The sequence below is a fragment of the Serratia sp. AXJ-M genome (assembly GCF_046531865.1).
Lineage (GTDB): Bacteria > Pseudomonadota > Gammaproteobacteria > Enterobacterales > Enterobacteriaceae > Serratia > Serratia liquefaciens.
The window spans coordinates 1,803,887-1,819,245 of sequence record NZ_CP059394.1; the positions used below are offsets into that span (position 1 = coordinate 1,803,887).

12 protein-coding genes are annotated in these 15,359 nt (G+C 55.8%); 10 read left to right on the plus strand and 2 right to left on the minus strand.

Annotated features, from left to right (window positions below; translation table 11 throughout):
- The first annotated feature begins 253 nt into the window (after positions 1 to 253).
- The 3 genes from H0S68_RS08405 to H0S68_RS08415 all read left to right on the plus strand — a co-directional run bounded on the left by H0S68_RS08405 (position 254) and on the right by H0S68_RS08415 (position 2,228).
- On the plus strand, positions 254 to 436 hold the full coding sequence (locus tag H0S68_RS08405; RefSeq protein ID WP_006320791.1) for a Trm112 family protein: 183 nt from the start codon (positions 254 to 256) through the stop codon (positions 434 to 436).
- Positions 433 to 1,182, plus strand: a complete 750-nt coding sequence (gene kdsB / locus H0S68_RS08410; protein WP_142815551.1) for a 3-deoxy-manno-octulosonate cytidylyltransferase — start codon at positions 433 to 435, stop codon at positions 1,180 to 1,182. The genes H0S68_RS08405 and kdsB overlap by 4 nt, the downstream gene beginning before the upstream one ends.
- 149 nt (positions 1,183 to 1,331) lie before the next feature.
- Positions 1,332 to 2,228, plus strand: coding sequence for a YcbJ family phosphotransferase (locus tag H0S68_RS08415; protein WP_128864121.1), 897 nt, complete (start codon positions 1,332 to 1,334; stop codon positions 2,226 to 2,228).
- A gap of 6 nt (positions 2,229 to 2,234) precedes the next feature.
- On the opposite strand, the gene elyC is transcribed toward H0S68_RS08415, so the two are convergent.
- On the minus strand, positions 2,235 to 3,008 hold the full coding sequence (gene elyC, locus H0S68_RS08420) for an envelope biogenesis factor ElyC (RefSeq protein ID WP_046373991.1): 774 nt from the start codon (positions 3,006 to 3,008) through the stop codon (positions 2,235 to 2,237).
- A 151-nt stretch (positions 3,009 to 3,159) separates the two neighbouring features.
- On the opposite strand from elyC, the gene cmoM reads away from it, so the two are divergent.
- The 7 genes from cmoM (at position 3,160) to H0S68_RS08455 (ending at position 13,929) form a co-directional block, all read left to right on the plus strand.
- Complete coding sequence (gene cmoM, locus H0S68_RS08425; RefSeq protein ID WP_020826142.1) at positions 3,160 to 3,945, plus strand: tRNA uridine 5-oxyacetic acid(34) methyltransferase CmoM; 786 nt, start codon at positions 3,160 to 3,162, stop codon at positions 3,943 to 3,945.
- Positions 3,942 to 5,264, plus strand: coding sequence for a chromosome partition protein MukF (mukF, locus tag H0S68_RS08430; protein ID WP_020826143.1), 1,323 nt, complete (start codon positions 3,942 to 3,944; stop codon positions 5,262 to 5,264). The genes cmoM and mukF overlap by 4 nt, the downstream gene beginning before the upstream one ends.
- Positions 5,245 to 5,973 (plus strand): chromosome partition protein MukE, encoded by a 729-nt coding sequence (mukE, locus tag H0S68_RS08435; RefSeq protein ID WP_041414390.1) that lies wholly within the window; start codon positions 5,245 to 5,247, stop codon positions 5,971 to 5,973. The genes mukF and mukE overlap by 20 nt, the downstream gene beginning before the upstream one ends.
- Complete coding sequence (gene mukB / locus H0S68_RS08440; protein ID WP_020826145.1) at positions 5,970 to 10,421, plus strand: chromosome partition protein MukB; 4,452 nt, start codon at positions 5,970 to 5,972, stop codon at positions 10,419 to 10,421. The genes mukE and mukB overlap by 4 nt, the downstream gene beginning before the upstream one ends.
- A gap of 222 nt (positions 10,422 to 10,643) precedes the next feature.
- Entirely contained in the window at positions 10,644 to 12,485 is a 1,842-nt protein-coding gene (ldtD, locus tag H0S68_RS08445; RefSeq protein WP_130015494.1) for a L,D-transpeptidase, read from the plus strand.
- A 181-nt stretch (positions 12,486 to 12,666) separates the two neighbouring features.
- The gene (locus H0S68_RS08450; protein ID WP_020826147.1) at positions 12,667 to 13,215 is read left to right on the plus strand and encodes a YcbK family protein; all 549 of its coding nucleotides are present in this window, start codon (positions 12,667 to 12,669) and stop codon (positions 13,213 to 13,215) included.
- Positions 13,216 to 13,281: 66 nt separating this feature from the next.
- Positions 13,282 to 13,929 carry an MBL fold metallo-hydrolase gene (locus H0S68_RS08455; protein WP_048761915.1) on the plus strand — a complete coding sequence of 216 codons (648 nt, stop codon included), beginning with the start codon at positions 13,282 to 13,284 and terminating at the stop codon, positions 13,927 to 13,929.
- A gap of 70 nt (positions 13,930 to 13,999) precedes the next feature.
- Here the strand turns inward: H0S68_RS08455 and H0S68_RS08460 are convergent, their stop codons facing one another.
- Positions 14,000 to 15,190: an amino acid aminotransferase gene (locus H0S68_RS08460; protein WP_044549564.1), complete on the minus strand. Its 1,191-nt coding sequence runs from the start codon at positions 15,188 to 15,190 to the stop codon at positions 14,000 to 14,002.
- Positions 15,191 to 15,359 lie beyond the last annotated feature (169 nt).

Consider the following 15,359-nt stretch of genomic DNA (forward strand, 5'->3'; position numbering starts at 1 on the left):
CGCCGCTCGTTACAAGGGGGTGGCCTCAGTTGCTGAAGTTGGCAAACATGGCGATGATCTTATGAATACGTTTGATCATGAGAAATATCTTTTTGTGATCTGAATCACAAAATTCTACACCTGCGCCATTGCCAGTTCAATCCCTGCAGCAGATTAAAACGCAACAGCAAGGCAGCCGGTGATTAACCTGGCGCATAGCGTTGTGCTATCCTCATCCACTTTCCTTACGTAAGATCTCCACCCTGGAGGAAGCATGGACCACCGTTTACTCGAAATCGTTGCCTGTCCGGTCTGCAACGGCAAGCTCTATTTCAACAAAGAAAACCAGGAACTGGTGTGTAAAGTGGATGGCCTAGCCTACCCGCTGCGTGATGGCATTCCGGTTCTGCTGGAAAATGAGGCGCGGGCGCTTTCATTGGATGAGAAACACGCATGAGTTTCGTCGCTATTATTCCAGCTCGTTATGCTTCAACCCGTTTGCCTGGAAAACCACTGGCCGATATTCACGGTAAGCCGATGGTGGTGCACGTCATGGAACGTGCGCGCGAGTCCGGTGCCAGCCGCGTCATTGTGGCGACCGACCACCCAGCCGTCGCCGAAGCGGTGAAAGCGGCCGGTGGTGAAGTTTGCATGACCCGGGCCGATCACAATTCGGGCACCGAACGTTTGGCTGAAGTGATCGAGCATTATGGCTTTAATGATGACGAAATCATCGTTAACGTTCAGGGTGACGAACCTCTTATCCCTCCGGTCATTGTGCGGCAGGTGGCTGAAAACCTGGCGGGCAGCCAGGCTGGTATGGCTACCTTGGCAGTGCCGATCGACAGTGCGGAAGAAGCTTTCAACCCCAATGCGGTCAAAGTGGTGATGGATGCGCAGGGCTATGCGCTCTACTTTTCACGCGCCACCATTCCGTGGGATCGTGAACGTTTCGCCCAATCCAAAGAGAGCATCGGCGACAGCCTGTTGCGGCATATCGGCATTTACGCCTATCGCGCCGGCTTTGTGCGCCGTTATGTCACCTGGGCGCCAAGCCAACTGGAACAAATTGAGTTGCTGGAGCAGTTGCGGGTGCTGTGGTACGGCGAAAAAATCCACGTGGCGGTTGCCAAGGCAATGCCGAGCGTGGGGGTTGATACGCCGGAAGACTTGCAGCGTGTCCGTGACAGCATGAAAAGCTGATCATTGAACGCCGGTGCGCCACACGGCGCACCGGCGGTATTATCATTTCCCTTCCTATATCCCCATTTTGTTGATCTGCGTTGAAGAATTTATCTGCTTAGCGTTCGATGATAGCTGCGTCTCTTCCTATCTCTTGAGGCTATTTCCTTATGGAGCAGTTACGCGCTGAACTGAGTATTGTGCTGGGTGAGTCTATCAGCCGACTGGAACGCGTCAGCGAGCAGCCTTATGCACACATGTATTCACTGTACGACCAACAGGGGCACGCTATTCCGCTGATGGCGAAAAGCTTTGTCTGCCAAGGGATTGCCCAGCAGGAGGCCTATAAGCTGTCGATGCTGGCGCGCGAAGGCGATATTCGTTTGCCGACGGTGTATGGCGTGGTCTATACCCAGCAATCACCCTATAAAGAGATCTTGCTGATAGAACGTTTGCGGGGCGTATCCGCAGAAGCGCCGACGCGCACACCGGATCGCTGGAATTCGTTGATGGAACAGGTGGTCGACGGCATATTAGCCTGGCACCGTATCGACAGCCACGGCTGCGTCGGCACGGTCGACAGCACTCAGGAAAACGACTGGTTCTGCTGGTATCAACAGCGGGTGGAAGTGCTGTGGTCAACGGTCAGCAACCTTAATTCGCCGCAGCTGACGATGGCAGACCGTCGCTTGCTGTATCGCACTCGTGAAGCATTGACCCATTTTTTTGTCGGATTTGACGATCCCTGCGTGCTGGTGCACGGCAACTTGTCGCTACGCAGTATGTTAAAAGACCCCAAAAGCGATCAATTACTGGCGATGTTGAACCCTGGAATGATGCTGTGGGCGCCACGGGAATATGAGCTTTTCAGGCTGTGTGAGGCAGGAATGCCCAGTCAGTTGCTGTTTTATTATTTGCAACGTGCGCCGGTGGCGGAATCTTTCCTGGTGCGGCGCTGGTTGTATGTGGTGTGGGAGGCGGTGGGGCGGTTGATTCATACCGGCAAGCTGGATCGGCAACCGTTTGATTATGCTTCCAAACAGCTGCTGCCTTGGCTTGCCGGTTAAGCTTGTTTAGTCGACAGAAACCTCATCGGCCCCTTTAAGCCATTGCCACAGGCTGCCGAGCGTTTCATACCAGGCGCGTTCGCTGTGGCCAAGGAACATAGCCGATGGCACCACGCGATCCCAGATATTCAAACGTGAGCTGATGGCCAATTGGTTGGCCGGTGCCGGGATAGGGTGCAGCCCCTTGGCTTCAAAGAAGCGCATCGCCCGTGGCAAATGGTTAGCCGAGGTCACCAGAATAAAGGGCTGTTGCCCGACCAGCTTCGACACCTGCAACGCCTCTTGCTCGGTATCCATCGGGCGATCCAACAGCACCATGTCGCTGCCTGGCACTCCCAGGCTTTCCGCTACCTTCGCCGCCGTCGCCGCGTTACTCAGAGTATTGGGCCCCCCGGCTCCGGTGAACACCATTTTTGCGCCGGGATGCGCGAGATACAGGCGCACGCCTTCCGTGACGCGTGGCAGGCTGTTACCGATCAGGTTGGAACTGGGGGCCCAATCGGGATTAAAGGTATAGCCGCCCCCCAGCACCACGATATACTTTACCGGGTCAGTGCCGCGATAGGTGACATACTCCGATTCGATTGGGCGTAGCAGCCTGTCGGCCACCGGCTGCAGGCTGAAAAGCAGTAAAAACAGCCAGCTCAACGTCAAAATGACCCTGCCGCTTTTTTGCCAACGGGTGAACCACAGCAGCAACAGCGCCAGTCCCATCAACAGCAGCAGCGCAGGTAACGGCATTAAAATGGCGCCAATGAACTTTTTCAGGTTAAACAGCATCAAAAATCAGGTCCTTTTGGGCGAAAAAACGACATCCGGGCACATTCAGGCCGCAAGAAGATTCATTCTAAGCCAGTCTGTGCCAAAATAGCAGGTTTGAATGGGCTGGCGCTTTGCCCCCAACAGAATAAGATCAGCGGAGCCGTTGTCCATGCAGGATCGCAATTTTGACGATATTGCTGAAAAGTTTGCGCGTAATATTTACGGCACCACCAAAGGGAAAATCCGTCAGGCGGTAGTCTGGCAGGATCTGACCACGCTGTTGGCCCAGTTGCCGCAGCGGCCGCTGCGCATTCTGGATGCCGGCGGCGGCGAAGGCCATATGGCCTGCCAATTGGCAGAATTAGGACATCAGGTGTTGTTGTGCGATCTTTCTGGTGAGATGATCCAACGCGCCGCATTACTGGCTGAGCAGAAAGGTGTGAGCCAGAACATGCAATTCATACAAAGTTCAGCACAGGATATTGGCCAACATTTGGAACAGCCGGTTGATCTGGTATTGTTTCATGCTGTGCTTGAATGGATTGCCGAACCTGAAGCGGCACTGCGGGCGTTGTTCGACTGCCTGCTGCCAGGTGGCGCACTGTCATTGATGTTCTTTAATGCCAATGGCCTCTTGATGCGTAACGTGGTGTTGGGTAATTTCCAACTGGTGAACCCCGAGGTCCGAAGACGCAGAAAGCGTTCGTTGTCACCGCAATATCCACATAGTCCGCCGCAGGTATACGGCTGGCTGGAACAATTGGGCATGCGCATCAGCGGGAAAACCGGCGTGCGGGTGTTCCACGATTACCTGCAAAGCAGGCAGTTACAGACGCAAAAATTTGAAGAGTTACTGGCGCTTGAACAGCACTATTGCCGGCAGGAGCCGTACGTGAGTTTGGGGCGCTATATTCACGTCATGGCGCATAAACCAAACCTGAAGGACGAACTATGAGTGAATTTTCCCAGACAGTACCCGAACTGGTCGCCTGGGCACGGAAAAATGATTTCTCTATTTCGCTCCCTACGGAGCGTCTCGCGTTTTTGCTTGCTATCGCCACATTGAACGGCGAGCGGCTGGACGGCGAGATGAGCGAAGGTGAGCTGGTTGATGCATTTCGCCATGTCAGCAAGGGTTTCGAACAGACGCATGAAACGGTGGCGGTCCGCGCCAACAATGCGATTAACGACATGGTGCGCCAGCGCCTGTTAAACCGCTTCACCAGCGAACTGGCGGACGGTAACGCAATTTACCGTTTGACGCCGCTGGGGATCGGCATTACCGATTACTATATTCGTCAGCGCGAATTCTCCACGCTGCGTCTGTCGATGCAGCTGTCGATCGTGGCGCAAGAGCTGAAACGCGCCGCCGACGCCGCCGAAGAGGGCGGTGACGATTTCCACTGGCACCGCAACGTATTTGCCCCGCTGAAATATTCGGTAGCGGAAATCTTCGACAGCATCGACATGACCCAACGGGTGATGGATGAACAGCAGCAGGGCGTAAAAGATGATATCGCTGCGCTGCTGAACCAGGACTGGCGGGCAGCCATTTCCAGCTGTGAGATGCTGTTGTCCGAAACCTCAGGCACACTGCGTGAACTGCAGGATACTCTGGAAGCGGCAGGCGACAAGCTGCAGGCCAACCTGCTGCGCATTCAGGATGCTACACTGGGTGGCGCGGAGCTGGGCTTCGTCGATAAGCTGGTGTTCGACTTGCAAAGCAAGCTCGACCGCATCATCAGTTGGGGCCAGCAGGCGATCGACCTGTGGATTGGCTACGACCGCCACGTGCACAAATTTATCCGTACCGCGATCGACATGGACAAGAACCGGGTGTTCGCCCAGCGTTTGCGCCAGTCGGTGCAGAACTATTTCGACAATCCATGGACACTGACCCATGCCAACGCCGATCGCCTGCTGGATATGCGTGACGAAGAGCTGGCCTTGCGCAGCGAGGAAGTGACCGGGGAATTGCCGCCGGATCTGGAATTCGAGGAGTTCAGCGAAATTCGCGAGCAACTGGCGGCCATGATCGAACAGGCGTTGAAGATTTATCAGGAACAACAGATGCCGCTCAATTTAGGGGCGGTGATGCGCGATTATCTGGCGCAATATCCGCGTGCCCGTCATTTCGATGTGGCACGTATAGTGGTCGACCAGGCAGTGCGCCTTGGTGTGGCTGAAGCAGATTTTTCAGGGTTGCCGGCACAATGGCAGGCAATCAATGATTACGGAGCCAAGGTCCAGGCCCATGTCATCGACAAATATTGAACAAGTAATGCCAGTCAAGCTGGCCAAGGCATTGTCTAACGCGCTGTTCCCTGCGCTGGACAGCCATCTGCGCGCAGGTCGTCACATCGGTATCGATGAGCTGGACAACCACGCCTTCTTAATGGATTTCCAGGATGAACTGGAAGAGTTTTACGCCCGCTACAGCGTGGAGTTGATCCGCGCGCCAGAAGGGTTCTTCTATCTGCGTCCACGGTCCACTACCCTGATCCCGCGTTCGGTTTTATCCGAACTGGACATGATGGTGGGGAAAATCCTGTGCTATCTCTACCTCAGCCCGGAGCGTCTGGCGCATGAGGGGATCTTCAGCCATCAGGAGCTGTACGACGAGTTGCTGAGCCTGGCGGACGAAACCAAATTGCTGAAGTTCGTTAATCAGCGCTCTACCGGTTCGGATCTCGATCGCCAGAAGCTGCACGAAAAAGTGCGCACTTCACTGAACCGCCTGCGTCGTCTGGGCATGATCTACTTCATGGGCAATGACAGCAGCAAGTTCCGCATCACTGAAGCGGTGTTCCGCTTTGGCGCCGATGTGCGCAGCGGAGACGATCCGCGTGAAGCGCAGTTACGAATGATCCGTGACGGCGAAGCGATGCCGGTTGAAAACAGTCTGTCGCTGACTGATGAAAGCGATGCTGAAGATTCGCAGCTTGATACCACACCGGACAGTGCAGAGGATGAACAGGAATGATTGAACGCGGTAAATTTCGCTCGCTGACGCTGGTCAACTGGAACGGCTTCTTCGCCCGCACCTTTGATCTCGATGAGTTGGTGACCACGCTGTCCGGCGGTAACGGGGCAGGGAAATCCACCACCATGGCGGCTTTCGTCACTGCGCTTATCCCCGACTTGACGCTGTTGCACTTTCGTAACACCACCGAAGCCGGCGCCACCAGCGGCTCGCGCGACAAAGGTCTTCACGGTAAGCTGCGTGCCGGGGTGTGTTATTCCACTCTCGACGTGATCAACTCACGCCACCAGCGTGTGGTGGTGGGCGTGCGCCTGCAACAGGTGGCCGGCCGTGACCGTAAAGTGGACATCAAGCCATTCACCATTCAGGGCCTGCCAACGGCAGTACAGCCGACCGAACTTTTGACCCAAACGGTGGGCGAGCGCCAGGCGCGCGTGCTGACACTGCAGGAGTTGAAAGAGCGCGTTGAAGAGATGGAAGGCGTGCAGTTCAAGCAATTCAACTCCATCACCGACTACCACTCATTAATGTTCGATCTGGGCGTGATCCCGAAACGCTTGCGTTCATCGTCCGATCGCAGCAAGTTCTACCGCCTGATCGAAGCTTCACTGTACGGCGGTATTTCCAGCGCCATCACCCGCTCATTGCGCGACTATCTGTTGCCGGAAAACAGCGGCGTGCGCAAGGCCTTCCAGGACATGGAAGCGGCGTTGCGTGAAAACCGCATGACGCTGGAAGCGATCCGCGTGACCCAAAGCGATCGCGATCTGTTCAAGCACCTGATTTCAGAAGCCACCTCCTACGTGGCGGCGGACTATATGCGCCATGCCAATGAGCGGCGTATTCATCTGGACGGCGCGCTGGCATTGCGCAGCGATCTGTTGGGCAGCCGCAAACAGCTGGCTGCTGAGCAGTATCGCCATGTGGAAATGGCGCGCGAACTGGCGGAGCAGAGTGGCGCAGAATCCGATCTGGAAACGGATTATCAGGCCGCCAGCGATCACCTTAACCTGGTGCAGACGGCGATGCGTCAGCAGGAAAAGATCGAGCGCTATGAAGGCGATCTGGAAGAGCTGACTTACCGTCTGGAAGAACAGAACGAAGTGGTTGCGGAGGCCAGCGAACAGCAGGCGGAAAACGAAGCGCGCGCCGAGGCGGCCGAACTGGAAGTGGATGAGCTGAAAAGCCAACTCGCCGACTACCAGCAGGCGCTGGACGTGCAGCAGACCCGCGCCATTCAATATCAGCAAGCGTTGCAGGCGTTGGAACGTGCGCGAGCACTGTGCCAACTGCCGGAGCTGACCGCCGAAAATGCCGAACAGTGGCTGGATACTTTCCAGGCGCGCGAGCAAGAGGCGACGGAAGCCTTGCTGATGCTCGAGCAGAAACTGAGCGTGGCCGATGCCGCGCACGGTCAGTTTGAACAGGCTTATCAGCTGGTGGGGAAAATCGCCGGTCAGGTCAGCCGCAGCGAAGCCTGGCAGTGCGCGCGCGAATTGCTGCGCGACTGGCCATCGCAACAACACCTTGCCGAACGCGTACAGCCATTGCGCATGCGCCTGAGCGAGCTGGAACAACGTCTGCGCTCCCAGCAGGATGCCGAACGCCTGCTGCAGGAATTCTGCAAGCGCCATGGTCAGCAGTATCAGCCGGATGAACTCGATGCTCTGCAACAAGAGCTGGAAGAGCGTCTGGAGTCGCTGTCGCAAAGCGTCAGCGAGGCCGGCGAACGCCGGATGGAAATGCGCCAGGAACTGGAGCAAATTCAGCAACGCATTCGTGAGCTCACCACCCGCGCCCCTGTCTGGTTAGCGGCGCAGGACGCCCTGAGCCAGCTCAGTGAGCAGAGCGGCGAACCGCTGGAAAGCAGCCAGCAGGTGACTGAGTACATGCAGCAACTGCTGGAGCGCGAACGTGAAACCACCGTTGAGCGTGACGAAGTGGCTGCCAGCAAGCGTGCGGTTGAAGCGCAGATCGAACGTCTCAGCCAGCCGGGCGGGGCCGAAGATCAACGCCTGGTTACGCTGGCCGAACGTTTTGGCGGCGTGCTGCTCTCCGAAATTTACGACGATGTCACTATCGACGATGCGCCTTACTTCTCCGCATTGTATGGCCCGTCGCGTCACGCGATCGTGGTGCCGGATCTGTCGCTGGTCCGCGAAATGCTGGAAGGGTTGGAAGATTGTCCGGAAGATCTCTATCTGATCGAAGGGGATCCGCAGTCATTCGATGACAGCGTGTTCGCCGTTGAAGAGCAAGACCGCGCGGTGTTGGTGAAAACCGCCGATCGCCAATGGCGTTACTCCCGTTATCCGGAAGTGCCGCTATTTGGTCGCGCTGCCCGCGAAAACCGCCTGGAAGTGCTGCACGCCGAGCGTGAAACGCTGGCCGAGCGTTACGCCACGCTGTCATTCGACGTGCAAAAGACCCAGCGTTCGCATCAGGCCTTCAGCCGCTTCATCGGCTCTCATCTGGCGGTGGCGTTTGACGCCGATCCGGAAGCGGAAATCCGCAGCCTCACTTCCCGTCGCGGTGAAGTAGAGCGTGCGCTGAACAACCATGAAGCGCAGAACCAGCAGCAACGCCAGCAATATGAGCAGGCGAAAGAAGGCATCTCCGCGCTGAACCGCCTGATGCCGTTGGTCTCATTGTTAAACGATGAAACCTTGCAGGATCGCGTAGAAGAAATCCGTGAAGAGCTGGAAGAGGCGCAGGATGCCGCGCGTCATATTCAGCAGCACGGCGTTTCCCTGACCAAGCTGGAGCCGTTGCTGTCGGTGCTGCAGAGCGATCCGCAGCAACATGAGCAGTTACAGCAGGATTACATCCAGGCGCAAAGCGTACAGCGTCAGGCTAAACAGCAGGCGTTTGCCTTGATCGAAGTGGTGCAGCGCCGCGCGCACTTCGGTTATACCGACTCTGCCGGTATGCAAAACGCCAACAACGATTTGAACGACAAGCTGCGCCAACGTCTTGAACACGCGGAAGCGGAACGTACCCGTGCCCGCGAGCAGTTACGTCAGTACCAGACCCAGTTTACTCAGTACAGCCAAGTGTTGGCGTCGCTGAAAAGCTCCTATGACGCCAAGCGCGACATGCTGAAAGAACTGAGCCAGGAGCTGGTCGACATTGGCGTACAGGCGGATGCCAATGCTGAAGCCCGTGCCCGCGCACGTCGTGATGAACTGCACGCCGGCCTGAGCAACAACCGCGCGCGCCGCAACCAGTTGGAAAAACAGCTGACCTTCTGCGAAGCGGAAATGGACGGTCTGCAGAAGAAACTGCGTAAGCTTGAGCGTGATTACCATCAGTTGCGTGAGCAGGTGGTGACCGCCAAGGCGGGCTGGTGCGCAGTGATGCGCATGGTGAAAGACAACGGGGTTGAACGTCGTCTGCACCGTCGCGAATTGGCCTATATGGACGGCGACGAACTGCGCTCGATGTCGGATAAGGCGCTCGGTGCGCTGCGTCTGGCGGTATCGGATAACGAACATCTGCGCGACGTGCTGCGTCTGTCGGAAGATCCTAAGCGTCCTGAACGCAAGATCCAGTTCTATATCGCGGTGTACCAGCATTTGCGCGAGCGTATTCGTCAGGACATCATTCGTACTGATGACCCGGTTGAGGCTATCGAGCAGATGGAAATCGAGCTGGGCCGTCTGACCGAAGAACTGACCGCCCGTGAGCAGAAGTTGGCGATCAGTTCCAAGAGCGTGGCGAACATCATTCGCAAAACCATCCAGCGCGAACAGAACCGTATCCGCATGCTCAACCAGGGCTTGCAGGCGGTTTCCTTCGGTCAGGTGAAAAGCGTGCGATTGAACGTCAACGTGCGTGAAGCGCATGCGACCCTGTTGGACGTGCTCTCTGAGCAGCAGGAACAGCATCAGGATCTGTTTAACAGCAACCGCCTGACCTTCTCAGAAGCGCTGGCCAAGCTGTACCAGCGCCTGAATCCGCAGATTGATATGGGCCAGCGCACGCCGCAGACCATCGGTGAAGAGCTGCTGGATTACCGTAACTACCTCGAGCTGGAAGTAGAAGTATTCCGCGGCTCCGACGGCTGGTTGCGTGCCGAGAGCGGCGCGTTGTCTACCGGTGAAGCGATCGGTACCGGGATGTCGATTCTGGTGATGGTGGTACAGAGTTGGGAAGAGGAATCTCGCCGCCTGCGCGGTAAAGATATCTCCCCATGCCGTCTGCTGTTCCTCGATGAAGCGGCTCGACTGGATGCCAAATCCATCGCGACCCTGTTTGAGCTGTGCGACCGCCTGGAAATGCAGCTGATCATCGCCGCACCGGAAAACATCAGCCCGGAAAAAGGGACCACGTATAAGCTGGTGCGTAAGGTGTTCCAGAACCATGAACACGTACACGTTGTGGGGCTGCGCGGTTTCGCTAACGAACCGCCTGCGGCACTGGGTGTCACCGCGGCTGAAACGCCGTAAGCGCAAAAAAGCCCGCTAATAATCTGAAAATAGCCGCCCTGGGGTGGCTATTTTTTTGTACGCATGGATGATAGTCCTGCTTTTTTATCCGCTTTTAAACGGGTAGCTTAATGAATTACAGTTATTCATTAGTGCCAAAGGGCAAAATGGCTTTTCTGTTCGTATACTGAAACTAATAAGCTGTCTTGGTTGTATTTTTTGTGAGCATACAGGGGGCAATGGATGTTGCTTAGAAATGGAAACAAGGTACGACGTTTGGCGTTGAGTTGTGCAATGGCATGTGGTCTTGCGTCGTCGCTACCCGTATGGGCAACCGTTCCTGCATTCCCGGTGGCGTCTTCCGGCATGTCAGTTGCGCAAAGTCGTTCGGAATTGCTCGCAGCGTTGCCGAAGGGCATTACGCCACATTATCTTTCAACGCTTGCTCCTTTGTACGCAGCGAACCGGATGCAACTGATGTGGCAGGATCGCGAAGCGGTACAGCAATTTCAGCAGCAGTTGGCTGAATTGGCAATGTCCGGTGTGCAACCGCAGTTCACCCAATGGGTGAGATTATTGACTAACCCTGCTATTACCGGTGTAGCGCGCGATGTCGTTTTGTCTGATGCGATGTTGGGCTATTTGCAGTTCGTTTCGTCGATCGGCGCCAATGGCAACAGCTGGCTGTACAGCAACATTCCCTACAAGCTCGGTTTACCACCCAATACGGTGATTAACCAGTGGCAGTTGGCGGTGCGTCAGGGTAAAACGGTGCCGTATGTCAACTCGCTGGCACCACAGCACCCGCAATACGCCAAGATGCATCAGGCATTACGCGACATGCTGGCTGATGGACGCCCATGGCCGCAGATGGCCAATGGCCCGAGTTTGCGCCCCGATCAACTGAGCGATGATATTCCTGCCTTGCGCGAGATCCTGGCGCGCAACGGTATGCTGACCACTTCTGCCGCGCCGGCAGAGGCGCAGGAGCCGCCTGCGGTATTGACCGGTTCGCGCAATGAGCCAGACGATGGTGGCTTATCGGTAGATGAAGAGAAAAATCGCGAGGCCCAGAGTGCGGTAGTCAGCCCGGCCGCCGCGCCGGTAAAAGACTTGGCGCCGTCACCGCAATCGCCGTTCAGTCAGCAGCAGGAGAGTCCGGTCACGGTCACGGACAATCGCTATACTGCCGATTTGGTTGAGGGCGTTAAACGCTTCCAGAAATGGCAAGGGTTGAGCGCTGATGGCGTGATTGGCGTACGCACCCGCGAATGGCTTAACGTGACGCCGCAAATGCGAGCTTCGCTGCTGGCCCTGAACATCCAGCGTTTACGCATTCTTCCCGGCCGCGTTGACACCGGAATTATGGTCAACATTCCTAACTACTCGTTGACCTATTACCTGAACGGCAATGAGGTACTTTCGTCACGGGTGATCGTAGGGCGGCCCAGCCGCAAGACGCCGTTGATGAACAGTGCGCTGAACAATGTGGTAGTTAACCCGCCGTGGAACGTGCCGACCACGCTGGTGCGCGAAGACATTGTGCCGAAGGCGATGCGTGACGGCAGCTACTTCCAAAAACACGGTTATACCGTGCTTTCCGGCTGGAGCAACGATGCTGAGGTGATCAACCCGGCAATGATCGACTGGAATATGGTGTCGGCCCGCAACTTCCCGTACCGGATCCGCCAGGCTCCGGGAGCGACCAACTCGCTGGGGCGTTTTAAATTCAACATGCCGAGTTCGGACGCCATCTATTTGCACGACACGCCGAACCATAACCTGTTCCAGAAAGACATTCGTGCCCTGAGCTCGGGTTGCGTGCGGGTCAACAAGGCTTCGGATTTGGCGAATATGCTGTTGCAGGATGCGGGCTGGAACAATACCCGTGTTTCCTCCACCCTAAAACAGGGAAATACCACCTACGTAAATATCCGCCAGCATATTCCGGTTAAATTGTATTATTTAACCGCCTGGGTCTCTGATGATGGAAAGCCACAATTCCGTACAGATATTTACAATTACGATGATACGGTGAGATCGGGTGCACAAATTTTGGCTCAGGCCGAAAAATTAATGCAATAAATGCAGTAATTATAAATAAATAACGGTCAGAATATCGGGCCATGGTGCAGGCACTCATTCCGTGAGTGCCTGCAAACCGCGGGGTATCACGGGTTGACTCAATCAGTGTGGGCGGTTATGGTTCAGGCAGTGCGCTGTTTTGTGCATATATTTTGATATTCTTGCCGGGTTTAACAGAAACATGGACAAAATTGATCATCATCGCCGTAAGTGGCTGGCGTTAGGTAGCGCCGCTGTGGGCATAGCGCTGCTCCCTGGGCAAGCCTTTGCCAGTCTTTCTACTTCGCGCCCGCGTATTCTTGTCGTTAATAATATGCATACGGGCGAATCCTTGAAAGCCGAATTCTTCGACGGCAAGGGATATAATAAAGACGAATTAGTTCGTCTTAATCATCTCTTCCGTGATTATCGAGCCAATAAAGTCAAGTCGATCGATCCTCGTCTATTTGATCACCTCTATCGCCTGCAGGGTCTGTTGGGCACCAACAAACCGGTACAGCTGGTTTCAGGTTATCGTTCCCTGGATACCAACAATGAGCTGCGTGAGCGCAGCCGCGGTGTGGCCAAGCACAGCTATCATACCAAGGGCCAGGCGATGGACTTCCATATCGAAGGCATCCAGTTGAGCAATATCCGCAAAGCGGCGTTAAAAATGAGCGCCGGTGGTGTAGGATATTACCCACGTAGCAACTTTGTACACATCGATACCGGCCCGGTGCGGACCTGGTAATCGCTGTGCACCATAAGTGAGTAGCGCCAGCCCGTCAGGGTATGGCGCTGTTGTCGTTGGAGCCTTATGAAATACCAAATTATTCCCGTTACCGCTTTTAGTCAGAATTGCAGCCTGATCTGGTGTGAGAGTACCCAACAGGCGGCGTTGGTCGATCCCGGCGGCGAAGCGGAGAAATTAAAGGCCGAAATTGCCAGGCAGGGCGTGACGGTCACGCAGATCCTGCTGACGCACGGCCATCTCGATCACGTAGGGGCAGCGGCTGAGCTGGCGGAACACTATCAGGTACCGATCTACGGTCCGGACAAGGAAGATGCTTTCTGGTTGGATGGTTTGCCTGCACAGAGCCGGATGTTTGGTCTGGAAGAGTGTGCGCCTCTGACGCCAACTCGCTGGCTGGAAGAAGGGGACAGCGTGCAGGTGGGTGAAATGACGCTCAAGGTGCTGCATTGCCCGGGTCATACTCCTGGCCATATCGTGTTTATTAATGAGCAGGCGCGGTTGGCGCTGGTGGGTGACGTATTGTTTAACGGTGGCGTGGGTCGCAGCGACTTCCCACGCGGCGATCACCAGGCATTAATCAACTCGATCCGCACCAAGCTCCTGCCACAGGGGGATGACATGGCGTTTATCCCGGGGCACGGACCGATGTCTACCTTCGGTCAAGAGCGTGAAACCAATCCGTTCCTGCGAGAAGAACCGGCCATCTGGTAAGGTTATTTCCCGGCAGAAATAACTAAGGGGCGCATTGAGCGCCCCTTTTGCTTATTTGAAACCGTAACCTTTACAGCACGGCGACGATGGCTTCGCACAGAGGCGCCATATTGTCTGGCGTCATGCCTGCGACGTTAACCCGGCCGGAGTTAACGGCGTAAACGCCAAATTCGTCACGCAGGCGCAGCACCTGTTCTTTGGTCAATCCGCTGAACGAGAACATGCCGTTCTGATTAATGATAAAGCTGAAGTCCTGCTCTGCGCCTTTCTCCTGCAGAGTATTCACGAACAGCTGACGCATGCGGTGAATGCGTTGACGCATATCGGTCAGCTCCTGCTCCCACAGGGCGCGCAGCGCATCATCACCCAGGATGGTCGCAACCACCGCAGCACCGTGAGACGGCGGGTTGGAGTAGTTGGCGCGAATGGCGGCTTTCACCTGGCTGAAGGCGCGGTCAGCGGTATCCGCATCTGCAGCCACCAGAGTACAGGCGCCGACGCGTTCGTTGTATAGGCCGAAATTCTTCGAGTACGAGCTGGCTACGATCAGTTCCTGATGCTTGGCGGCGAAAATACGCAGGCCCTGCGCATCTTCTTCCAGACCTTTCGCGAAGCCCTGATAAGCAAAGTCGAACAGCGGCAGCCAGCCGTTAGCCACAGACAGCTCGGCTAACTGAGCCCACTGCTCAGGCGTAGGGTCAATGCCGGTTGGGTTATGGCAGCAACCATGGAACAGGACCACATCGCCTGCCTGAGCCTGTTTCAGGCTGTTCAGCAGGCCATCGAAGTCCAGCGCATGATTGGCCGCATCGTAGTAGGCATATTCCAGCACTTCCAGGCCGACGGCGCCAAACACATTTTTATGGTTCGGCCAGCTTGGGTTGCTGATCCAGATGCGTTTAGCGCTGGTCTGGTTGGCGATGAAGTCAGCTGCCACACGCAGGCCGCCGGTGCCACCAGGCGTTTGCGCGGTGCGCGCACGCTTGTCGGCAATGATTGGGCTTTGTTTGCCGAACAGCAGCTCTTGCGTGCAGTTGGCGAAAGCGGGGATGCCCTCAATGCCGAGATAGTTTTTGGTGGCTTCATTTTCCAGCAGATACTGCTCAGCTTTTTTCACGCTGGTCAGCACCGGCGTTTTGCCGGTTTCGTCTTTGTAGACGCCAATGCCCAAATTGATTTTGTTCGGGCGCGCGTCGGCGCGGAAAATGTCGGTCAGACCCAGAATCGGATCGGCAGGTGCAGCAGTGATTTTTTCAAACATGTCAGGTGCTTCCATGGCTCGGAGTTAAGCAGACAGAAGCATCAGGGTAGCGCCAGTTATGCGCTTTGCCAACCGTTTGCGAGAAAAACACAGCGATCTTGTGAAGGGCGCAGATTCAGCATAAAAAATGAGGAAGAAGGGGACATTGGCAGGATAAAAATTTACGCGT